The sequence below is a fragment of the Chitinophaga sp. genome (genome assembly GCF_039596135.1).
Taxonomy (GTDB): Bacteria; Bacteroidota; Bacteroidia; order Chitinophagales; family Chitinophagaceae; genus Chitinophaga.
In genome coordinates this window covers 1-22,620 of record NZ_JBCNKH010000048.1, presented here as the reverse complement: position 1 = coordinate 22,620, position 22,620 = coordinate 1, and the positions used below count along the sequence as shown (strand labels likewise).

At 44.8% G+C, this 22,620-nt stretch carries 21 protein-coding genes; 6 read left to right on the top strand and 15 right to left on the bottom strand.

Annotated elements, in window-relative coordinates:
* Positions 1 to 47: 47 nt before the first annotated feature.
* On the top strand, positions 48 to 617 hold the full coding sequence (locus tag ABDW16_RS22755) for a sigma-70 family RNA polymerase sigma factor (RefSeq protein WP_343672969.1): 570 nt from the start codon (positions 48 to 50) through the stop codon (positions 615 to 617).
* Between the two features lie 2 nt (positions 618 to 619).
* Complete coding sequence (locus ABDW16_RS22750; RefSeq protein WP_343672968.1) at positions 620 to 991, top strand: zf-HC2 domain-containing protein; 372 nt, start codon at positions 620 to 622, stop codon at positions 989 to 991.
* A 418-nt stretch (positions 992 to 1,409) separates the two neighbouring features.
* Here the strand turns inward: ABDW16_RS22750 and ABDW16_RS22745 are convergent, their stop codons facing one another.
* Positions 1,410 to 2,663 carry a hypothetical protein gene (locus ABDW16_RS22745; RefSeq protein WP_343672967.1) on the bottom strand — a complete coding sequence of 418 codons (1,254 nt, stop codon included), beginning with the start codon at positions 2,661 to 2,663 and terminating at the stop codon, positions 1,410 to 1,412.
* A 127-nt stretch (positions 2,664 to 2,790) separates the two neighbouring features.
* Positions 2,791 to 5,391 carry a DNA gyrase subunit A gene (gyrA, locus tag ABDW16_RS22740; RefSeq protein ID WP_343672966.1) on the bottom strand — a complete coding sequence of 867 codons (2,601 nt, stop codon included), beginning with the start codon at positions 5,389 to 5,391 and terminating at the stop codon, positions 2,791 to 2,793.
* Between the two features lie 392 nt (positions 5,392 to 5,783).
* Between gyrA and ABDW16_RS22735 the strand changes: the two genes are divergently transcribed.
* Entirely contained in the window at positions 5,784 to 7,109 is a 1,326-nt protein-coding gene (locus ABDW16_RS22735; protein WP_343672965.1) for a saccharopine dehydrogenase C-terminal domain-containing protein, read from the top strand.
* A gap of 57 nt (positions 7,110 to 7,166) precedes the next feature.
* Here the strand turns inward: ABDW16_RS22735 and ABDW16_RS22730 are convergent, their stop codons facing one another.
* Positions 7,167 to 7,865 carry a Sir2 family NAD-dependent protein deacetylase gene (locus ABDW16_RS22730; RefSeq protein WP_343672964.1) on the bottom strand — a complete coding sequence of 233 codons (699 nt, stop codon included), beginning with the start codon at positions 7,863 to 7,865 and terminating at the stop codon, positions 7,167 to 7,169.
* Between the two features lie 67 nt (positions 7,866 to 7,932).
* Between ABDW16_RS22730 and ABDW16_RS22725 the strand changes: the two genes are divergently transcribed.
* A complete protein-coding gene (locus tag ABDW16_RS22725; RefSeq protein ID WP_343672963.1) occupies positions 7,933 to 8,811 on the top strand; it encodes a phosphatase PAP2 family protein in 879 nt (292 codons plus the stop codon).
* Between the two features lie 42 nt (positions 8,812 to 8,853).
* On the opposite strand, the gene ABDW16_RS22720 is transcribed toward ABDW16_RS22725, so the two are convergent.
* The 7 genes from ABDW16_RS22720 to pdhA form a co-directional block, all read right to left on the bottom strand.
* Positions 8,854 to 9,390: a hypothetical protein gene (locus ABDW16_RS22720; protein ID WP_343672961.1), complete on the bottom strand. Its 537-nt coding sequence runs from the start codon at positions 9,388 to 9,390 to the stop codon at positions 8,854 to 8,856.
* 35 nt (positions 9,391 to 9,425) lie between these two features.
* Positions 9,426 to 12,071 carry an outer membrane beta-barrel protein gene (locus ABDW16_RS22715; RefSeq protein WP_343672960.1) on the bottom strand — a complete coding sequence of 882 codons (2,646 nt, stop codon included), beginning with the start codon at positions 12,069 to 12,071 and terminating at the stop codon, positions 9,426 to 9,428.
* 632 nt (positions 12,072 to 12,703) lie between these two features.
* On the bottom strand, positions 12,704 to 13,117 hold the full coding sequence (locus ABDW16_RS22710) for an EVE domain-containing protein (protein WP_343672959.1): 414 nt from the start codon (positions 13,115 to 13,117) through the stop codon (positions 12,704 to 12,706).
* 184 nt (positions 13,118 to 13,301) lie between these two features.
* Entirely contained in the window at positions 13,302 to 14,021 is a 720-nt protein-coding gene (locus ABDW16_RS22705) for a (Fe-S)-binding protein (RefSeq protein ID WP_343672957.1), read from the bottom strand.
* A 223-nt stretch (positions 14,022 to 14,244) separates the two neighbouring features.
* Positions 14,245 to 14,748 carry a 6,7-dimethyl-8-ribityllumazine synthase gene (gene ribH / locus ABDW16_RS22700; RefSeq protein ID WP_343672956.1) on the bottom strand — a complete coding sequence of 168 codons (504 nt, stop codon included), beginning with the start codon at positions 14,746 to 14,748 and terminating at the stop codon, positions 14,245 to 14,247.
* 79 nt (positions 14,749 to 14,827) lie between these two features.
* Complete coding sequence (locus tag ABDW16_RS22695; RefSeq protein ID WP_343672954.1) at positions 14,828 to 15,529, bottom strand: tetratricopeptide repeat protein; 702 nt, start codon at positions 15,527 to 15,529, stop codon at positions 14,828 to 14,830.
* 143 nt (positions 15,530 to 15,672) lie between these two features.
* Positions 15,673 to 16,683 carry a pyruvate dehydrogenase (acetyl-transferring) E1 component subunit alpha gene (gene pdhA, locus ABDW16_RS22690; protein WP_343672953.1) on the bottom strand — a complete coding sequence of 337 codons (1,011 nt, stop codon included), beginning with the start codon at positions 16,681 to 16,683 and terminating at the stop codon, positions 15,673 to 15,675.
* 127 nt (positions 16,684 to 16,810) lie between these two features.
* On the opposite strand from pdhA, the gene recF reads away from it, so the two are divergent.
* Together recF and ABDW16_RS22680 are read left to right on the top strand one after the other, a co-directional pair.
* On the top strand, positions 16,811 to 17,887 hold the full coding sequence (gene recF / locus ABDW16_RS22685) for a DNA replication and repair protein RecF (protein WP_343672952.1): 1,077 nt from the start codon (positions 16,811 to 16,813) through the stop codon (positions 17,885 to 17,887).
* Positions 17,888 to 17,903: 16 nt separating this feature from the next.
* Positions 17,904 to 18,191 carry a DUF721 domain-containing protein gene (locus ABDW16_RS22680; RefSeq protein WP_343672951.1) on the top strand — a complete coding sequence of 96 codons (288 nt, stop codon included), beginning with the start codon at positions 17,904 to 17,906 and terminating at the stop codon, positions 18,189 to 18,191.
* 274 nt (positions 18,192 to 18,465) lie between these two features.
* On the opposite strand, the gene ABDW16_RS22675 is transcribed toward ABDW16_RS22680, so the two are convergent.
* The 5 genes from ABDW16_RS22675 to ABDW16_RS22655 form a co-directional block, all read right to left on the bottom strand.
* The gene (locus ABDW16_RS22675; protein WP_343672949.1) at positions 18,466 to 18,996 is read right to left on the bottom strand and encodes a DUF4252 domain-containing protein; all 531 of its coding nucleotides are present in this window, start codon (positions 18,994 to 18,996) and stop codon (positions 18,466 to 18,468) included.
* A gap of 379 nt (positions 18,997 to 19,375) precedes the next feature.
* Positions 19,376 to 19,897, bottom strand: coding sequence for a DUF4252 domain-containing protein (locus ABDW16_RS22670; protein ID WP_343672947.1), 522 nt, complete (start codon positions 19,895 to 19,897; stop codon positions 19,376 to 19,378).
* A 112-nt stretch (positions 19,898 to 20,009) separates the two neighbouring features.
* Positions 20,010 to 20,522 carry a hypothetical protein gene (locus ABDW16_RS22665; RefSeq protein ID WP_343672946.1) on the bottom strand — a complete coding sequence of 171 codons (513 nt, stop codon included), beginning with the start codon at positions 20,520 to 20,522 and terminating at the stop codon, positions 20,010 to 20,012.
* Complete coding sequence (locus ABDW16_RS22660; protein ID WP_343672945.1) at positions 20,512 to 21,027, bottom strand: RNA polymerase sigma factor; 516 nt, start codon at positions 21,025 to 21,027, stop codon at positions 20,512 to 20,514. Before ABDW16_RS22660 ends, ABDW16_RS22665 begins: the two co-directional genes overlap by 11 nt.
* A 166-nt stretch (positions 21,028 to 21,193) precedes the next feature.
* Positions 21,194 to 22,246: an ABC transporter permease gene (locus tag ABDW16_RS22655; RefSeq protein ID WP_343672944.1), complete on the bottom strand. Its 1,053-nt coding sequence runs from the start codon at positions 22,244 to 22,246 to the stop codon at positions 21,194 to 21,196.
* Positions 22,247 to 22,620 lie beyond the last annotated feature (374 nt).

Below are 22,620 nucleotides of genomic sequence, written 5' to 3'. Positions count from 1 at the left end.
ATCCTTGCATCCTGCATCTATATATTATAAGTTTCTATCTTTATCCCGTGAATATTAAGAATAGCCAGGAATTAACAGACGAAGAACTGCTGCAACGGTACAAATCCGATGACAACAGCCACTGGATAGGTATCCTTTTTGACAGGTATGCCATCCTCTTACTCGGTATGTGCATGAAGTACCTTAAAAATGAGGAAGATGCAAGGGATAGTGTACAGCAGATCTTTTTGAAAGTATTAGCAGATATCAATAAGCACCAGGTGCAATATTTCAGGGCATGGATTTATATGGTGACAAAAAACCATTGTCTTATGCAACTCAGGCAACGTAACCAGGTAAGACAGGAAGAAGTGAATGAAAAGCTCCTGAATGATCCCGCCCCTCCTGAAGAAAAAGCTACCTTAGTGGAGAAAGAGGTGCTTCTGGATAATATGGAACAGGCGCTGGAACAGTTGAATGATGAACAACGCATCTGTATAAAATTGTTCTATCTTGAAAAATGCTCTTATTCGGAGATTTCGGAAAAGACAGGATATAGTTTGCTGCAGGTAAAGAGCTATATTCAAAACGGGAAAAGAAATTTGAAGTTGTTATTAAGCAAACAAGGAAAGCAATAATCATGGATGATTTTATGAATGATGCATATAATGATTTGTTCACGACGACGCAGTGTCCGGGTCAGCAGGAGCTGATGGATTATGTGCAGGGGAAGTTGTCGCCGGAGAAGCAGCATGAGATTGAGTTGCATCTGTCAGATTGTGAGTTGTGCAGTGAAGCGGTGGAAGGTTTGAGTGCGTTTGAGAAGAAGGAGATTATTCCTGTGTATTTGAGGCAGATGAAGTGGCAGATGTTGCGTAAGTTAAAAAGCAGGAAGCAGAAGAAGGATCAGATAGCGGGGCATACGCAACTGGCGGTTATTTGTATTATAATATTGTTTATGCTGCTGGCAGCGTTTTGGGCGTATCATTTTATGACGCATCCGGCGAGGTAGTGGCCTGCCGGCAGCAAGGAAGAATTTCTTCTTTTTAGGCTGACGCCTGGATGGCGTGTTTGATGGCAATAACCGTATGAGTGTTTAATTTTTTATATCCGTAAAAAGCCCGCAGGGAAAGAAAAATACTCATCTTTTTAGGCTGACGCCTGGAGGGCGTGCCTGATGGCAATAACCGTATGAGTGTTTAATTTTTTATATCCGTAAAAAGCCCCGCAGGAAAAGAAAAATACTCATCTTTTTAGGCTGACGACTGGAGGGTGTGCCTGATGGCAATAACCGTATGAGTGTTTAATTTTTTATATCCGTAAAAAGCCCCGCAGGGAAAGAAAAACCTCCCTTCCTTGCTGCCGGCAGGCCAAATAAAAAAGGGACCGTAGTCAACCTACAGTCCCTTTCTATTTTAATATCGTATCTCTTAGTTCAAAGAATCCAACTTCTTCTTAGTCGCTTCTACCTTTGCATTATCATTCTTAATCGCATAGATCTTCTGCAATGCATACAGGCAGCTCTGGTAAGTTTGCTTATCACTAGGATCCAGTGAAGAAGCCTTAGCAGTAAAATTCTGGTCAGCTTTCTCAAAATAAGGCAGTGACTGATCCATCAGCGCCTGCACCTTAGTCTGCAGTTCCTTTGCTTTTGGAGAATTCTGCTGTTTGCTATCCATTTCGTTCAGTTCCTTGTTGAAACCAACCGCACGGTTGAAGTACAGTGCACCCAGCTGGAAGTTTGCAGTAGCATCATCCGCTTTCAGTTCAATCGCTTTTTTGTAAGCACCTTCAGCTTTACTCATCAGTTCTTCGTAATTAGCTGGTTTAGCAGCATCTTTACCATCTTCTGAACGTGGGTTAGCTACGTTATCTACACGAATACCGTAATCCAGTACTGTATTGAAATCATTTGGATTTTCAGCCATCTTCTTCTCCAGGATACCCAGCAGCTCGTTAGTTTTGCCGGTCTTGGAGTAGTAGATCATCTCCATATCATTGAAACGCTTGTCTTTAGGGAAAGCTGCTTTACCTTCTTCGATCGCTTTCAGCCAGTTGTCATTCTGACCTTTCTCTTCGTAAGCCTGAGCCAGGATTACATACAGCGCAGGTTCAGTTTTGAACTGCAAATCAGCTGCTTTTCTCAGGTAAGTGATGGCATCATCTTTCTGACCTGCCTGGCTGGCTGCATAACCAGTGTAAAAGGTCATGGATGTATCAGTTGGAATAGAACCACCCAGGCTCTTGCTGTTGTAGAATTCAGCGATAGAGAACGCTTCTTTGAAGTGGGTATATGCAGAATCCCATTTCTGATCGTTCAGGTTACCATAACCTGCGTTACCTACGGTAGCATACAGGTTGAACATGCGCTGATTCAGTTCCAGCAAGGCTTCTGGCAATTTAGGATTGATTTCCAGTGCTTTCTTATATGCTTCGAATGCTTCCAGTGCTTCAGCAGAGCTCTTATGCTCGGTAGCCTGTGCTTCCAGGATCTTACCTTTTACATAGAAAGTCTTTGCATCATTCTTGGTCTTATCATTTTCCAGCGCAGCCTGAATATCAGCAGTTGCTTTCGCGTAATCTTTGCTTTTCAACGCTTCTTCAGCACTATTCACCTTAGCACGCTGAGCCACAGCCGCTAATCCTGCACTGCAAAAGACAAATGATACCAATAGTTTTTTCATGATCAATTTTTTTTATTTGCTATAAGTATGGTTAAGTATTATTTTACGAGTTCAGCATTTATAGTAAATACAACCAACCGCCGCTTAACCATTAGTTCGCACAGGCAAATTGCGGTAATTTTATGAATTATTCATTAGGTGTTTCCTCAGTTCCAGCCTGATCTTCATCAGTTGGTTCTTCGCCGCTGGTGGCTGCTGCATCACTGATTTCCTGCTGAGCGATCTCCTGCTCTACGTTTTCCAGATCCTGCTCTACCTCCTGTTCCTCCTGCTCATCCAGACGTGCTACTGCCGCGATCTGATCAGTATCATCCAGGCGAATCAGCCTTACCCCCTGGGTCGCCCTGCCCGCTTCGCGGATATCGGCTACTGCCATACGGATAGTGATACCAGACTTACAGGTGATCATCAGGTCATCCTTTTCAGTTACGTCCAGGATAGCAATCAGACGACCGGTTTTTTCTGTCACGTTAATGGTTTTAACACCTTTACCGCCACGGTTGGTCACCCTATATTCTTCGATATCTGTACGCTTACCAAAACCGTTCTCAGACACTACCAGCACGGTACGATTTTCGTCTTTATTTACACAAATCATACCAACTACCTCGTCCTTGTCATTGTCCACTTCGATACCTCTTACACCGATCGCACCACGACCTGTGTCGCGCACAGTATTTTCAGGGAAGCGGATCGCGCGGCCACTCCTGATTGCCATCATGATTTCGCTATTACCGTTTGTGAGTTTAGCTTCCAGCAGCTGGTCGCCTTCATTGATGGTAATTGCGTTTACACCATTCTGACGTGGACGGGAGAACTCTTCCAGCAGGGTCTTCTTGATGATACCATTGCTGGTGCAGAGTACGATATAATTACTGTTGATAAAGTCTTTATCACCCAGGTCCTTGATATCAATAATTGCACGGATTTTATCGTCGCCAGGCAGGTTGATCAGGTTCTGAATCGCTCTACCTTTCCCGCTCTTCTCTCCTTCCGGGATTTCGTATACTTTCAGCCAGTAACAACGTCCTTTTTCTGTAAAGAACAACATGGTATGGTGTGTAGAAGCTACGAACAGGTGCTCGATATAATCTTCTTCACGGGTCTTGCCACCCAGTGCGCCACGGCCACCACGCTTTTGCTGACGGTAGTCGTACGCAGAGGTACGCTTGATGTAACCCAGGTGTGAAATGGTGATCACCACATCTTCTTCTGCGATGATATCTTCCATTCTCATTTCGCTGGCCAGGTACTGAATTTCAGTTTTACGCTCGTCGCCAAAACGTTTCTTTACATCTTCCAGTTCTTCGCGGATGATTTTGAAACGCAGCCCTTCGTCGTTCAATACATCTTTCAGGTAGCCGATGAGTTTCATAATTTCATCGTATTCTTCCTTGATCTTATCGCGCTCCATACCTGTCAAACGTTGTAAACGCAGTTCCAGGATGGCTTTTGCCTGAATCTCGCTGAGTGCGAACTGAGACATCAACCCGTCTTTTGCTTCGTCAGGTGTACGTGAACCACGGATCAGTGCAATCACTTCATCCAGGTGATCGAGGGCGATCAGGTAACCTGCTAAGATGTGTGCTTTTTCTTCTGCTTTGCGCAGGTCGAAACGGGTTCTTCTTACCACTACTTCGTGGCGGAAGTCTACGAATTCAGCCAGCAGGTCTTTCAGGCACAATACACGTGGACGGCCTTTCACAAGCGCCACGTTGTTGATACCATAAGAAGTCTGCAACTCAGAATATTTATACAGCTGGTTGATCACCACGTTTGCAATAGCTTCACGTTTCAGATCTATTACCAGGCGCATACCTTCACGGTCGCTCTCATCGCGTACTTCAGCGATGCCTTCAATGATTTTGTCATCGGCCAGTTGTGCAATCTTCTGGTGCAGCACGGCCTTGTTGATCTGGTAAGGCAGTTCATAAATCACCAGGCGCTCACGACCGGCTTTGGTCGTTTCCACATTGACTTTACCACGTACTACCACACGGCCACGGCCTGTCTCAAATCCCTGCTTCACACCTTCGTAACCGTAAATGATACCACCGGTTGGAAAGTCGGGCGCCTTCACATATTTAATAAGGTCTTCGTTGGTGACCTCTTTATTTTCAATGTAAGCGATCAGGCCATCCACTACCTCGCTCAGGTTGTGGGGCATGATGTTCGTAGCCATACCTACCGCGATACCGGAAGCACCATTTACCAGCAGGTTCGGGATGCGGGTAGGCAATACAGTAGGTTCTTCGAGGGTATCGTCAAAGTTCAGGGTAAAGTCCACTGTTTCTTTGTCAATATCTTCCAGCATGGCTTCTGCAACCTTTTGCAGACGGATTTCCGTATAACGCATGGCCGCTGGCGCGTCACCATCCACAGATCCGAAGTTACCCTGACCGTCTACAAGAATGTAGCGCAGTGTCCAGGGCTGTGCAAGACGTACAATGGTGTCATAAATGGAAGCATCGCCGTGCGGGTGATATTTACCCATTACCTCACCCACAATACGGGCAGATTTCTTGTAAGGCTTATTGCTGTTGTTGCCCAGCTCATTCATACCAAACAGTACCCTGCGGTGTACGGGTTTCAAACCGTCCCTTACATCGGGAAGCGCACGCCCTACGATTACTGACATAGAGTAATCGATATAAGCCGTTTTCATCTGCTCCTCGATGTTAATCTGGACAATCCTTCCTTCCTGAGAATTTTCAGTATTTTCTGACATGTAGATAGGTTGTTTTGCTTAAAAAACAAATGAGCGCAAATATAGCCATTTCAAGGCGAAATACAGCCATTTTGACATTAAATGTGAATAAAAAAGGAATTGTCATATTGCGTTAAAACACAATGCGATAAATAAATATTTTCTGTAGCAGAGTCTGAATAATCTTTTAAATTGCAGTCACTGCCAATATTTATTCCATATAATAAACAATTAGAATATGGAGAAAATGAAATATTGGCAAACAATTTGTTTTTAACCCTATGAAAATCAAACTCTCATGGGACAGCGCTCAGTAAAAGAGTCGAAATTTGCTAAAATTTCGAACATTACTATTACCACTGATGTTAAATCCCTGTTCCGTAAACCATAGTAAAGAATTATATTAAGGTAACATGAAGAATATTTTATTGTTTGGTGCCGGTAAATCGGCCACCTGCCTGATAGATTATCTGCTGGTAAACGCCCCCCGGCAGAAATGGCATGTGACCGTAGCGGATCATGACTTGATGCTGATCAAGTCGAAAACCGGCAAATCCTACTACGTAACCCCGGCTGCTATCAACATCCAGGACGAAGCAGCCAGACAACAGCTCATACAGGAAACAGACCTCGTAATTTCCCTGCTCCCTCCACCCCTACACATTTTTGTAGCAAAAGACTGCCTGAAATATGGTAAGAACCTGCTCACCGCATCTTATATCGATCCGGAAATAAAAGCACTGGAAAAAGAAATCGAAAACGCCGGCCTCCTGTTCATGTATGAAATGGGACTGGATCCCGGTATCGATCATATGAGCGCTATGAAACTGATCCACTCTATCGAAAAGAAAGGCGGGCAAATTTCATCCTTTAAATCTTACTGCGGCGGCCTCATTTCGCCCGAGAGTAATGATAATCCCTGGCAGTACAAGATCTCGTGGAATGCCCGCAATATCGTAATGGCAGGTAGCTCCGGCGCTATCTACAAAGAGAAAGGAAAGGTGAAGGAAACCGATTATGCGCACCTCTTTGACCAGAGCAAAACCATTCAGATTCCTACCCTGGGCAAACTTGCCTGGTATCCCAACAGGGATTCCCTGGCCTATATGAAAGCCTATAAGCTGGAAGATATCCAGACCTTCATGCGCGCTACCCTGCGCTATCCTGACTTCTGCGAAGGCTGGAGCAGCCTCGTAAAACTGGGTCTCACCAACGATACTAACAAGGTTCAGACGGATAACATGACCTATTACCAATGGGCCAGCCAAAACCTGAAACCTGCAAAGGAGCTGAGTAATGAAGAAAACATCGCTCATTTCCTGGGCATCTCTGCCAAGTCAAAAATCATTCGTCAGCTCAAATACTTAGGCTTACTAAACGGTGAAACCATTCACCAGGGAGAACTCACCAACGCCGCCGTGCTGCAGAACATTGTGGAGTCCAAACTGGCCATGGAACCGACTGATAAGGATATGATCGTGATGATTCATGAGATAGAATTTGAGCGCAGGGGCATTACCACCCGCCTGCATAGTTACATGATTGTACAGGGTGAAGATCACCTGCGTACGGCCATGGCAAAAACGGTGGGACTGCCCTTAGGCATCATGGCAAAAATGATTTTACAGGGTAAGGTGAACCTCACAGGGTTGCAAATACCTGTCACACCTGATATATATAATCCGGTTCTGAAAGAACTGGAAGAGTATAATATTCGATTTGAGGAGAGTTTCGAATAGAAAAAATATTTTCCTATGGTAAATGACCCTCGTTAAAGAAAAAGGCTGACCAACTGGTCAGCCTTTAATATATGTTTGCAATAATTCTTTCAGTGCTGCCACCCCCGCTGTAGCCGGCTTCTCAATCAAGTGCAGATAAGGCCGCTGCTTCACCTGCGGCAGGTTCTTATCTATCACGTATACGGGTACATGTCGCGGTACTATATCCAGTAATCCTGCAGCAGGATATACCAGTAAAGAGGTACCAATCACCACAAAAATATCCGCCTGCCTTACCAGTGTAACTGCCTGTTCTATCATCGGCACCTCTTCACCAAACCATACGATGAAAGGCCGTAATTGCCCCCCGTCTGCAGCCAGATCCCCCAACCTGAGGTCTTCATTATATGGGTAAGTACGCGCCGTATCGAGCACACTCCTCATTTTAGTGATCTCTCCATGTAAATGCCATACCTGCCTGGCGCCTCCCCTTTCATGCAGGTCGTCAATATTTTGAGTAACAATGTGCAGGTCAAAATGCTCCTGCAGGTCCGCCAGTCCTGTATGTGCAGCATTGGGTTTCGCCGCCAGTATGTCACGCCTGCGCATATTATAAAAGTCCAGTACCAACTGGGGATCCTTCTTCCAGCCATCGGGAGATGCCACTTCGTACACATTGTAGCCTTCCCACAGGCCATCGCTGTCGCGGAACGTTCTCAATCCACTCTCCGCACTGATGCCCGCACCTGTTAATACCACCATCCGTAGCTTCTTCATACAATTTTGATTTTCTTCTTCGAATATACAACGTAACTTTATATATTATTTCAAAACAGGACCAGCCTTGAAGATCACCAGTACGCTTATTTTCTGTTCGCTGATACTATTACTGCATACAACAGCCAGCGCCCAGAATGATACCATCCATGTACCAGCAGATAGCGCCCGCGCTAAAGAACAACTGGATAGCTTACAGCACAATAAACCATTGACGGAGGAGGATACCGCGATCAGTTATCGCATCAATGGTGTATACCTGAAGAGTATCTGGACAGATTTAAAATATACGGTAGCACGTCCTGCACACTGGGAAAAGCGTGATTTTATACGGTTGGGCATCGTGCTGGGTGGTACAGGTATATTAATGACGGCAGCGGATTATGAAGTAAAGCAGTTTATGCTGCGCAATCATACCGCAGGATTAAACAAAATCACCGGCCAGATCGAACCTTTCGGCAATGCCTATTCGCCTTACCTGATTGGTGGTATGTACCTGGCAGGGGTGATAGCAAAGGACAGAAAACTCGAAAATGCGGGCCTGATGTCAGCAAAATCCTTATTAATTTCAACGTTGATCTATACAACTGCCAAGGCGGTGATTCGCCGCGGGCGGCCTACCTATTTTGATTCTCCGTTTGATTACAACCGGCCGTTTACGATAAATAAGGAACATTCATCTTTTCCTTCAGGACATATGAATACCGTAACTACGGTGGCGACTGCACTGGCGGAGATTTATGGGGAGAAGCATCCGTGGGTACCGTGGGTCACGTATAGTATTGCGATTGCGACGGGAACGACAAGATTGTACCAGATCAGGCATTGGAGTAGTGATGTATGGATAGGGGCTTCGCTGGGGTATTTTGTGACGAAGAGTGTGTTCAGGCACCAGCGGGAAATGGAACGGAAGAAGGCATTGGCGGCGAGAGCAGCTGCTATGTAAAAAAAATAAGGTTGCAGCCAATGGGCTGCAACCTTATTTTTTTTAATCACCATAAGTCAGGAATATCCTCAACGGCGTAGGATAAGTCTCCCCTGCTGCAATCGGCAATGGCGCCGTATAGGTATAAGCACCCGCCGGAACAGTTGCCGTTACGGTCTGCCCATATCCCACTGTCACAGAAGGCCCATAAAAGAACGTCTCTGTGCCATTAGGCTTTGTAAACCCAATGCCAATCCGTACTGTTTGAGATCCTGAATTGGCATTATAAATAGTCGCAGTGTAACCTGACAATACCTGTATCGTCACAGGCGTAAACAAGGTTGGATCAGACCAATATGCACCATAAGAAAACTGTCCGGAAGGATTGGTGTAGTAACCACCTGGTGCCGTATTGGTCCAGCTTTCCGTCACACCCGGTGAGGTGGTCTGGGAAGTCGTAATACCAATATTAGTCGTCTGGATTACAGCATAGCCGCTTGTAAAATTACCGGCTGATACAATGTAATACTTGGTAGGGGGATCTGCTTTGGCAATCATGGAACAGGCACAAAGCAAGAGCAAAATGATTGTTTTTTTCATGTGAGGGATTTTGGGTTTAAAAAAAAATTTTGTGGTTATTTGAAATGCCTGAAATTGTATATTAAACTGATTAATAAATAACGCCCCCGCGTCCTTGTCCATGAATCAGCAACCACCGAAGCGTTCACACTCCTGCTGGCACCAGACTGCTGATTCAACAAATCCACACATGTCATACTCGCCTGCATCGCCCTGTTTTTTAAGAACCGGTAGCGTACCACTGGTGAAAGAATGGGAAAATCAGGCTGGTAATTTGAGGGTAGACTGCTGTTGAAGTTATAATACCAGGTTAACCCGCCTTCCAGGTTCTGCCATGAATAGAAACCTTTACCAGTGATACCAGTCTGGAAATAGGTGGTCGTTACGCCACTGCTTGTCGTCATGATATTATACCCCGGGCCAACGCTAAGACTCAGGTCCCAGCCTTTCTGGTTATTGTAGGTACAGGTCAAATCGCTATTGGTAGTGAAAGTGCGACTGTCATTCCGTACACCATTGCTTATCACAGGACTCTTTGAATAGGCAGCAGCACCCATCATATTGAACATCAACTTCCCCTTCGCTGCAGCAGTTGAGTAATTGAGTGTGATGTTGGCACTTTGCGCACCTTCCAGGTTCACTGGTTTAGTTAGCTGGCCACCATTATCGAGTAAGGTGGTAGACTGCGCAATGCTATGTGCTGTGACACTGGCACCCATGCTGATGGTAAAGAGCTGCATAGTGCCCATCTTAATGGCATTGTAACTCAGGTTAAAGGTGTGGGTATATGGTTGTTTCAGATCAGGATTGCCTTCCTGTATGAAGAGAGAATCTGATGTTACGGTCACCGGCTGTAATTGCTGTATAGATATCGCCATCGGCCTGCCGTTATAACCCAGCATCAATGTTTTTCCACCTTTCGGGCTAATGCTCATCATCACCTGTGGCAGCAGGTTCACGAAGCGACGGGAAAGTTGTGTGTGTGCACTCACATTTTCTGTCAGCAGCCAGTCGCCTTGCAGGCCTCCACCCAAAGTGATATTTAGTTTGCCTGCCTGCCCCCTGATGGAAGCCTGTGCTACCCCGCTGTGATAGTTGCTGACGAAGTTATTACTCTGGCTGGAATCCAGTTGGTCATAGTGTTGGTTGACATCGTTGAATTTGTAAGTGTTGTAGCTATTATTGTCTCTGTTAAAACCATAACTACCCTGTGCTGTGAAATTATATTTTTCTCCCAGTGGTATGGTATACATCGCATTGGCACCGACATTGAAGCTACCGCTTTTATTGTCCGCCAGCTGGTGAATATTTTTGTTGTAGGATGTATATTCTGTCAGGGTTTCGTTCAAAGAAGTACGCTTGTTTTCATTATTGCGTATGTTCAGGTTTGCCATCAGCAATTCTCCCGCCTTTTTAGCCCGATGGGTGAGTTGGAAATTTGAACTTAGCTGTGTGTTATTACTATTAGAATTGCTTGTACCGGATGACTGATAGATCTGCTCACCTGAAGCTGCATAATGTTGCGTACTTTGTTGCACACTGGTATTATCCGAACTTTGCAGATTTACCATCGGTATGATGCTGAGTGTGGTTCGCTCATCCGGATTAACGTCTATCTTACCATTAAAGCGGTGTGAGCGCATATCATTTACGCCATTGACAGATTGGTTCAGGGAAGTAGAGGAGTCACCTGGAAATATGTTGAGTGTTTGTGATCTGGATTCAATTTCGCTGTGGGTGTCGTTGGCCTGATAGTTACCGTTAAACTTAAATAAAGCATTACGGCTGTCGCGGTAGTTCACACCGCCGTTCATAACCCGTTTGATCCCATTGCTTTGTTGTACGGGATCAGTGCCGGTTTTCTCTTTGTCTACATTACCTGCATCTGCAATGATGGAGAGTTGCTGCCCGCCATTCATATGGTTCAGGTCACCGTTCACGATGTAGGTATCTCCTGTACCGGCACCTGCACCAGCTTTACCGAAGTTCCCTTTTCTTTTGTCTGCCTTCAATACGATGTTCAGGGTTTTGTTGCCCGGAAAACCTGGTGGGGGCGGTGGTCCGGGCATATTGTTGTTGCTGTTGCCAGCATATACCTGGATCTTTTTTACAATTTCTGCGGGCAGGTGTTCAAGTGCAATAGAAGGTTCACCTGAGAAGAAGGGTTCACCGTCTACTGTGATCTGGTCTATAGGCTGACCATTGATAGTAATAGTGCCGTCATTCCGGATCTGTATACCTGGAAGCATTTTAAGCAGTTCTGCAAGTGCAGCATATTCTTTTGTTTTGAAGCGACTGGAGTTATATTCAAGCGTATCTTTCTTCATCACGATGGGAGGTTCCTGTACTACAACGGTATCCAGTTCTTTTACCCGGATGAACATATAGATGGTATCCATGTTTACTATCTTTTGATTGCCATCGATGGTAAAAGCTTTTTGTACAGGGGCGAGGCCCTGAAAGGAAATGTGTAAGGTGTACTGCCCAAAAGGAATATTGTCAGCGCTGAAACCACCTGTATGATCTGAGAAGATGGATTGCCTGATAACGTTATCCTGTGTGATAGTAATAAACGCGTTTTTGAGCTGTTGATGGGTAACGGTATCAGACAGCTGGCCATATATTTTGCCGGTTTGTTGGGCGTGCACGGTAAAGGAGGCAAATAGTATCAGGTAAACAAGTACATGCTTATAAAGGCTCATTCCGAGGGAGTTAGACAAGCATCTTTCGCTATGAAAGGCGCTTGCAGAAATAAACTAATTTGCAGTATATAAGCCAAATGAAATCAGGATAGGGGTCGTGCCAGATCCTGGATCATATGTATATATAAGTATAAGAGCTGGAAGGGAAAGTAACCAGGCCGCATATAGCGACAAGGCAGGTAAACAACCACTTTTTCATGTTTGTTTTTATTTGGGTTTAAAAAATCTCTCAGATGAGCATAGAAAATCCTACAAAGCGGCGAGCGTGTTTAAAGACTGAGTGATTGCTCTTTAATCATAACGGATTCTGAAAGTAGCCGGGCACGATACCTGTTGCAGCATAAGTAGGGTCATACGCATCGTCGTTGTATAAGATAGTTTAAGTCTCTGCCTCCAATGGGTAACATTTAAGTATTGAAAGTGATAAGGTATATGGTATTAAATTTCGTGTTTAATTTACAACTAATTCTTTACAATGCAAGTTAGCGACAGTCAATTCCTGCGAACAATGGTTTTTCATCGTCGATAGAAACAATTTCATCTTTTAACAGCTGTTTTTGAAGCTTGTGTCTGGTTGATAAGTTAGCGGGCAGTTATTTGGCTCTTCCCTGCTGCTGCAGGCCATCTTCGAATTATTTCTTCATCTTTCCCATTTCCAGGATTGTATTATACTCATCTTCTGTCACCGCACATACTGAAAGCCTCCCCTGCCTGACCAGCTGAAAATTCTCCAGTCGCTTTTCCGCCTTCATCTGTGCCAGTGTCACCTGCTCTTTTAACGGCTTTACCGGTTGCAAATCTACCACCACCCAATTCGGATCGGGTGTAGTCGGGTCCTGGTAAGCTTCCTTCGCCACTTTTGCAATTCCTACTACTGCCAGTCCTTCATTACTATGGTAAAACAATACATGGTCTCCCTTCTTCATCGCCTTCAGATTATTCCTGGCCTGGTAGTTCCTTACTCCATCCCAAAATGTTTTCCCGTCTTTTACAAACTGTTCCCAGGAATATTTAAACGGCTCCGATTTGACTAACCAATAATTCATGAAAAGAAAGTTTTAAGATTACCAGCTACTACATAGGCAGTAAGCGTGGTGCGAATATTCAAGTTATGTTTCCTGAAATTACCAGCCACTATGCTGTGCAATATGCCGGTATTAAGGTCATGTTTCCCCAATTTCCAGCCACTACGCTGTGCAATATACCGGTATTAAGGTCATGTTTTCCCAATCACCAGCCACTGGCCAGTACATCGGCAATATGCATGGTTTTAATATTCAGGTCATGTTTCCTGATATACCCATCCAGGTGCATCAGGCAGGAAAGATCCGTAGATATCAGATAATCCGCCCCTGTGGCTATTGCATTATGTACCTTCTGCTCACCCATCCCAATAGAAATAGGTTCATATTTCACGGCAAAAGTACCTCCAAAACCACAACAGGTTTCACAATCATTCATCTCCGTCAGTTCCAGCCCTTTCACCTTACTCAGGAGATTCCGTGGCCCCTGCTTGATATGACATTCTCTCAGCGCTGCGCAGGAATCATGATAAGTGGCTACGCCATTCAGCGTTGCACCTACATCAGATACATGCAGTACCTCCGTCAGAAACTCTGTAAATTCATACAGCTGCTTGCGCAACAGCTTTACATCATTATGAGCGGCAGAGTTATCGAACAGCTTCCCGTAATAATTGCGTACAAACCCGGTGCAGGAACCGCTGGGTGCTACGATGTAGTCAAAGGTGTGAAAATCTTTTACAAATTTGGTTGCCACGGCTCTCGACTCATCCCAGTACCCTGCATTAAAAGCAGGCTGTCCACAGCAGGTCTGATTTGCATTATAATTTACATTACAGCCCAGCTTCTCCAATACTTTGACCATATTGAAAGCTGTTTCGGGGAATAACTGATCTACAAAGCAGGGAATAAAAAGCTGAACGTTCATCGAGTTAGTCTTTATAAGTAGCCTGCAAGCTACTGGAAATTTACGTACACTACTGTAACTTCCGCTTAATGCTGGTAATTTACCGGTTTGCAAGTAACAGGGGATTTACATACCCCGCTGTAGCTTATACCGATAATTTTTACCGGCTTACAAGCCACGAGAGATTTACAAACCCCACTATAACCTATACCGATACCCTACCAACCTGCAAGCTACAGGAGATTTACTTGCTCTGCTGCATCTTCCGCATCATACTGATCATCTTCAGTGCGGTCAGCGCAGCTTCTTCACCTTTATGTCCATGTTTACCACCCAATCTATCAGTCGCCTGTTCCATATTGTCTACCGTCAGAATCCCAAAGATGACAGGTACAGGCAATTCCAGGTTCAGCTGCATCAACCCTTCTGTTACGCCTTTACAAACGTAGTCAAAATGTGGGGTTTCCCCACGGATCACACAACCAAATGCAATAATAGCGCCAGGCTGTGCACCTGTGCCCTGGGCATGCTCCCAATATTGTTTAGCCGCGAAAGGCAGTTCAAATGCACCCGGTACCTTTACTTTAGCAACTTTAGATACGTTGTATTGTGCAAGTGTCTTATCACAGCCCGCCACCAACTCATTGATGACAGTATCATTCCATTCGGTATACACTATAACAACACTGGCATCCTCAATTCCGAGAATGCCAGTATCGTCCAATAAACTTTGATTATGTATTGACATGTTGAATATATTCTACCGGGAGTGAGAATACGCCATTACGAAAATATTCCACAATGTGTAATATTCCCCTCTTCCGAAATTATTCTCTAACTACACCCAGTCTGGCCAGATATTTATCCATCTCACGGCCTTCGTTTGACTGAGGGTATTTTTCGCGGATCTCTTTGTAGATAGAGATCGCTTCGTCGTTTTTACCAGCCAGTTCCAGGGCTACACCTGCACGGAACAGGTAAGTTGGACCGGTAAAATCGTTGTCGCTGTACTGACCAGCTTTTTTGTAGTATTTGATACCTTCTTCAGTATTCTTCAGTTCCATGTAAGCATCGCCGGTTACACCATAAGCCATCGCCTGCACCAGCTGATCACCTGCATTGAAATCTTTCAGCATATCAATACCTTCCTGGAACTTGCCCAATCTTACGTAGCAAATACCAGCATAGTATTTTGACAATTGACCGGTTTTGGTACCGCCGTATTTTTTGATTACCTGTAAGAAACCGTCGTTGTTACCATCTCCGTTCAGGGCCAGGTTAAATGAATCTTTTTCAAAAGCTTTCTGTGCGTGGAATACCATGTCCGCTGCTTTCTTTTCATTCGGAGCTTTAATGAACCTGTTGTAGGCAAAAGTACCGCCTATCACCACAACGATAACGAGGAGGGCAATATTGATGACGTTCTTGTTCTTGTAATAAAAATCTTCCGCCTTGTGTACAGAGCTTTGCAAGTCGAAGTCCTTGGTTACAGGAGCAGATTCAGCGGCCTTATTTTTTGTTTCGGTCATTGTAATTGTGATCGTTAAATTGTTATTTCTTGTTAGGGTACAGGTACGGCCTGATCGCCATATTCCCGCAAATATAAAAAAGGTTAGCGAATCTCCCATGCCATTTCATGCACGGACGGGACCGCTAACCTATTAAATATCACTTAGTCAACAATGAAAGGGTAATCCTGTTGGGCATACACATCTTTCAGCAGTTCATCGTCAGAAGGCCATGGAGAATTTTCTGCAAATTCTACGCAATGCTCCACCTGTTGTTTCACCTTTTCAGTGATAGCTTCGATTTCTGCATCTGTAGCCCATTTGTTTTTCTGAATGGTCTTCAGCACTACTGTCAGCGGATCTCTTTCTTTGTATTCTTCTACTTCTTCCTTAGTACGATACTTGGCAGGATCACTCATAGAGTGGCCACGGTAGCGGTAAGTCTTGATTTCCAGTAAGGATGGACCTTCGCCGGTGCGTGCACGCTTTACAGCTCTTTCCATACCTTCATGCACTGCTTCGCAGCTCATACCGTCGATAGTATCGCTCGGCATGTCGTAAGCGTTAGCTAACTTATAGATATCCAGTACGTTAGAAGTACGTTCTACTGAAGTACCCATTGCGTACATGTTATTTTCGCAGATGAAAATTACTGGCAGTTTCCACAGCATGGCCATGTTGAATGTCTCATGCAGCATACCCTGACGGGCAGCACCATCTCCAAAGAAGACTACTGCTACGTTGTCAGTACCTTTGTATTTCTCAGCAAATGCCAGGCCCGCACCAGTACCAATCTGAGCGCCCACAATACCGTGACCGCCAAAGAAGTTATGCTCTAAAGAGAAAAAGTGCATACTACCACCCTTACCCTTAGAACAGCCAGTAGCTTTACCATACAGTTCAGCCATACAAGCATCCGGAGACATACCCTTGGCAATTGCCAGTGCATGGTCACGGTAAGCAGTGATGAATTTATCTTCCGGTTTAGTCGCAGTCATACAACCCGCAGCAATCGCTTCCTGTCCGATGTACAGGTGGCAAAAACCACGAATCTTCTGCATTCCATATAATTGGCCGGCTTTTTCCTCAAAGCGGCGCAGCAAGAGCATCAATTCATACCAGTACAAATACGTCTCTTTGGTGAACTTCGTCTTTACGTCTGTTTTTGTAGCCACTGTTTCTTAATTTGTCCGCAAATATAACAGGAAAATCCTAAAAACTAAATACTTTGCAACTTTGCTGGAAATACATACTATAATAATATAATAGACACCTGCCATACAGGGGTTAAAAAAATATAATTTGCTGTCGCTCAAAAAGATAACATTAGTACAATTTAAGAACTATACCCGGGCAGATCACCGGTTTACCCAGCGGATCATCGGCATTACCGGGCGCAACGGCTCTGGTAAGACGAACCTCCTGGATGCCATCTATTACCTCTGCTTTACCAAAAGCTACTTTACCAGCAGCGAAACCCAGAATACCCAGTACAACACCAATGGCTTTCGTATCGATGCCCTGCTCGATAAAGACGGCCATGAAGAACATATTGTATGCACTGTCAAAGACGGCAAAAAGGAGATAGCCCTCAATGATGAGTCGTATGAACGCTTTTCCCAGCATATCGGGAAATTTCCCGCCGTCATGATCGCCCCCGACGATGCCGAAATCATCCTGGGGGGTAGTGAGGAACGCCGTAAGTGGCTGGATGCCCTGCTCTGCCAGCTGCATCCCGGCTACCTCGACCACCTTATTACTTATCAAAAGGTGCTTCAGCAGCGCAACAGCCTGCTCAAAGCTACCCCTGCCGCAGGCCAGGACCTCCTGCTCGATGTTTTTGACGACCAGCTCATTCAACATGGTACGCCTATATATGAATGGCGTAAAAATTTTCTGCCGGCATTTATACAACAGGTGCAATCATTATATGATTATATCGCCGGCCAGCATGAGGTGGTGAACATTCAGTATCTCTGCGGGCTCCATGAGCAATCTTTTGCACAACTGCTGCATGCCAATCGCTATAAAGATCAGCTGATGCAGCGTACCACTGGTGGTATTCACAAAGATGATCTGCAGTTTCTGCTGGATGACCATGCTATGAAAACAAGCGCATCGCAGGGACAGCGTAAAAGTTTTTTGTTTGCACTGAAACTGGCGCAGTATGAAGTGATCAGAAAACACAAAGGCTTTGCACCATTACTGTTGCTGGATGATGTGTTTGAAAAACTGGACCAGGAGCGGGTTTCAAGGTTGATACAGCTGGTAAGCGGGACTGAGTACGGACAGGTGTTTATTACTGATACACATGCCACAAGATTACTCGATGCATTTAATGAAAAAGAAGCAGGTTTTCAATTGGTAGAGATGGAGTAATCCGTATCTTTGTGGCATGCGCTATGGTATTACGACAATGGGAGATGCCCTCAGGGATTTTATGGACAAAAGCCGGATGAAACCACGGCTTACAGAAGTACGGATCAGAGAGAACTGGGAACAAATTATGGGTAAGACAATCTCCAGGTATACCGAAAGTATTCAGTTGATAGATGGAAAGTTGTTAATCTCTACTAATGTAGCGCCATTGAAGCAGGAACTCTCCTATTCGAAAGATAAGATTATTAAGTTGGTGAATGAGATGCTGGGTGAGCCAGTAGTGAGGGAGGTGGTGATCCGATGAGGATCCGGAATTTTCTGAGCAATTGTTGGTAAAAAAGTGGTGATCCGATGAGGATCATTTTTTTTCCGGTATAAGTTGCTGAGCAAATCGTTGGTAAAAAAAGCGATGATCCGATGAGGATCATTTTTTTCGGCATAAGTTGCTGAGCAAATCGTTGGTAAAGAAAGCGATGATCCGATGAGGATCATTTTTTTTCCGGTGTAAGTTTTCGGCCCCTCCTTTTCTAAAACGGCGAAAACATTAGCTGCAGCTAATGTCCTCTACCGGTTGTGGATTATAAACTTGCCGTTGACTTCGACTTTGTATTAAACTCTTTGATCAGCATATTAATATCATCTACATGCAAGCTGGTATGTAAATGTACAATGACCATATCTTTCTCATCCTGGATCAACAACACTACATTTCCCAGGTTATCATCAGTCCCCTTATTCAGTACATGCACCACACTGCCATGGTCCCTTGCTTCCATCAGTAAATCAAAGTGTTCCTTGTCGATCAGCTTCTGTTTCAGTTTTAGCAGGTCACTGGTAGGTATAGGTCCGTCATACCCTTCCATGACATAGAGCTTAATCCGGTGGATCTTTGAAAACAGCTTCTTTGCATCTACACCGTCTTTATCGATCTCATTTGGAATAAATCCGCCTGCTAAGCGCAATGGGAACCAGCCTATGCCTATTTTGAAAGTCTCGGCTACGCCTCTGTGGGCATTGTAGAACTGCATGAGCAGTCGGTCCTGTGCGTGTGTGGTGCTTGTGCCCAGGAATAAACAGCAAACGATTGATAATACTAGGCAATGTTTCATACGGGTTATTTTAAATTCAATGCTTTTTTACTGAGTGCTTTAGTTACTGAATACTTTCTTATTCCGTACTTTCTGCTGAGCGCTTTTTCTTAATCAGCGCTTTAGTTACTAAACACTTTCTTATTCCGTGCTTTCTGCTGAGCGCTTTTTCTTAATCAGTGCTTTAATTACTAAACGCTTTCTTATTCCGTACTTTCTGCTGAGCGCTTTTTCTTAATCAGCGCTTTAGTTACTAAACACTTTCTTATTCCGTGCTTTCTGCTGAGCGCTTTTTCTTAATCAGTGCTTTAGTTACTAAACGCTTTCTTATTCCGTACTTTCTGCTAAGCGCTTTTTCTTAATCAGTGTTTTAGTTACTAAACACTTTCTTATTCAGTACTTACTTCTTATTCAACGCCTTCAGCCTATCCATACCACCAATATTCATATCATTAGCGATCTGGCTGATTTCATTCAGGTCAATATCACCTAAAAGGCTCATAGCCACAAATTCATCCGTACTACCCACAAGCATAATCAGCTCTGCGATATTTCCCTTACTGTTTTCCTTTACCATGAATTTTACAAGATCTCCATCACTGCGCACAGTCATTAATTCTTCGTATTCTTTTGTGAGCATGGAAGCCGCTTCCTGGTATAGTCTGGTCCCATCTTTGGTATTTTCCTTTACAAGGACTCTCAGACCTTTCAGCTTCTTTACAATGGTCATGAAGCTTTTTCCTTCAGCAGAATTGATATCAAATTTGCTGAACATAGAGAACATCTTGGGTGTGACACTAACCAGGGTAAAAGACTGGTCGTTTTCATACTTTTGAAAAAAACGGTCGATCACACTTACCTGTTGGGCAAAAAGGCCCGTGCCTGCTGTTAATAGCAACAGCAATAAACATAATCGTTTCATTGTCTAAATTTTATATTAAAGGAATTAGAATGGCCAGATTTGCTTTTGTTACGTTTTATTTTTTTACCTAAATCCTAAATCATGAATCGCCACGTTTTAATTTACCTATTACCTAATCCGCCTTTATATACTCCGTCGCCTCATTGAAATAAGCTATCTTCTTCGCCTGCGCCGTCCCCTTATTCAGGTTCTTCGCCAGCAACTCCAACGCTTTCTTCGTTGCCACATATGCCTCTTTCGGATCGTCATAGGTATCTGCCTGGTTCAGGGCCTGTGCCATCGCATCATTTCTACCTCCCTCCTCCTGTTTGATTTTGTACTGACGGCCACCATACACCAATCCTACTCCTAAAAGCAGTACCGCCGCATACTTCATCCAGTGCTGGTAAGGCCGGGGTATAGCAACAACCACGGCAGACTTGTCTGCATAATCAGCAGTCATCTCCCCCACTTCCCGCGCTGCCTCTACCGCAAAATACCCGAACAGCGGCGCTGCCTCCTGCAAATCTGCAGGTAATCCCTGTTGATGCTCAGCAAAAAAACCGCGCAACAGTTCCTCTTCTTCCAGTGAAGTTTCTCCTTCCCAATACCGGGTCAGCAATGCTCTGATCTCATTATACTCCATACACTTGCAGTTTTTGTAATTGTTCACGTACTGATTTGCGGGCACGATGTAAATTCACTTTCACGTCGCTTAGCTCTATCTCCAGGATCTCAGCAATCTCCTGGTAACTGTGCCCCTCTATATCACGCAATTGCATAATAGTACGGTATTTTTCCGGCAATGCCCGCATGATCCTATGAACGCTGTTCATAACATCCTGTTTCGCAGCCGCTTCGTGCGGGTTGTCCTGTTGTGTCACAACTATCTCAACAGCTCTGTCCAGTTCTTCCGACCTGCGATGCTTTTTGGATTTCAGTTTATCCAAAGCCAGGTTACGCACTATACGCATACACCATGCTTCCATATTCTGCAGCTCTGCCATCCGGTCTTTTTGCTGCCAGACCTTCATGAGCGCATCCTGCGTGATGTCCCTTGCGTCTTCTTCGTTTCCCAGCAGGTGATATGCAAAGCGATAGAGCTTTTGCCTGACCGGGACGACTTGTGATTCAAATATTGCAAGAGACATATGTTATACCAGGGCGTTTATATAAGGAAGACGACTCGTGGAAAGGTTTGTTACAAAAGTTTCAAATTTTTTTTCAAAAGGGCGAAAAAAGCGGCAACTTGCTTCGCAACCTGCCGCTTTTCTCAAAAGGAGCCCCCCCTACGGGGAGCTTTATATACAATGCTTATTACAATTTTATTCTCGGATCAATCACACTATACAACACATCCGCCAGTAAATTGATCACCACAAATATCCCCGCCGTAAACAACACGGCCCCCATCAACACCGGGAAATCAAACTTCTCCAACGCGTCCACAGTCATTTTCCCAATCCCCTTCCATCCAAATATATACTCCACAAAAAATGCCCCTGCCAGCAACTCTGCAAACCACCCCGTTATCGCCGTCACCACCGGGTTCAGGGCATTCCGTAAAGCATGCCTGAAAATCACCGTTCTTTTCTGCAACCCTTTGGCATATGCCGTTCTGATATAATCCTGGTGCAATACATCCAGCATGGCCCCCCTTGTCAGCTGCACTATAATGGCCAAAGGCCTGATGCCCAATGTAATAGCCGGCAAAACCAGGTTCCGCAGGGAGAGCGTTCTCCCCGAAAATGCGTCATAATCAAACAAACTCCCCGTCATATGCAACCCGGTATAATCGCTCAGCACAAACCCAAACAGGTAGGCCAGCACGATCCCCATAAAAAACGATGGTGCCGATATGCCGACTACACTCCCAAACACCGCTCCCGTATCCATCCAGGTATCCTTCTTCACTGCCGATAATATCCCTAATCCTATCCCCGCCACTGTGGCAAATAATATAGCAGCTACCGCCAGCACCAATGTTCCCGGCAGTGCTTCCGTCAGCATCTCCCACACATCCTTCTTGCCCTGGTAGGATCTTCTTAAATAAGGCGTTTTCAACACCAGCAGGCGATCCCCACTCAAATGCAGGAGGCTTATGTAATGCAACACGCCGGCGGCTTCCTCCTGGGAATGCACGGCAATAGGCGACAGATCGTTCAGGTACAATAGAAACTGTACCGCCACCGGCTTGTCCAGGTGCAACTCCTTGCGCACATTTTCCAGCGACGCCACATCCGCCCGCTGCCCCAGTGTCAGTCTTGCCGGGTCCCCGGGTAGCACATTAAATAAAAAAAATACCAGTGCAACTACGCCGAGCAGCACCAGTATTCCGTAAGTTATTTTTCGTAAGAGAAATCTCAGCATATTCAGTCTGTAGTAAATGCCAAATCAGGGTAACACTCCCTTCCATAAAAACACCAGCCCTATGGTATATCATGATAATGCCACTTCCCCTTTATCGTCCCTTTTTCCAAAAGAATCAAACAAGGATTACTCCGCCCCGCCGTCTTTATCGCCGTTCCATCCATATTCAAAAAATACCATACTCACGGTATATCATGATAATGCCACTCCCCCTTTATCGTTCCTTTTTCCAAAAGAATCAAACAAGGATTACTCCGCCCCGCCGTCTTTATCGCCGTTCCATCCATATTCAAAAAATACCATACTCACGGTATATCATGATAATGCCACTTCCCCTTTATCGTTCCTTTTTCCAAAAGAATCAAACAAGGATT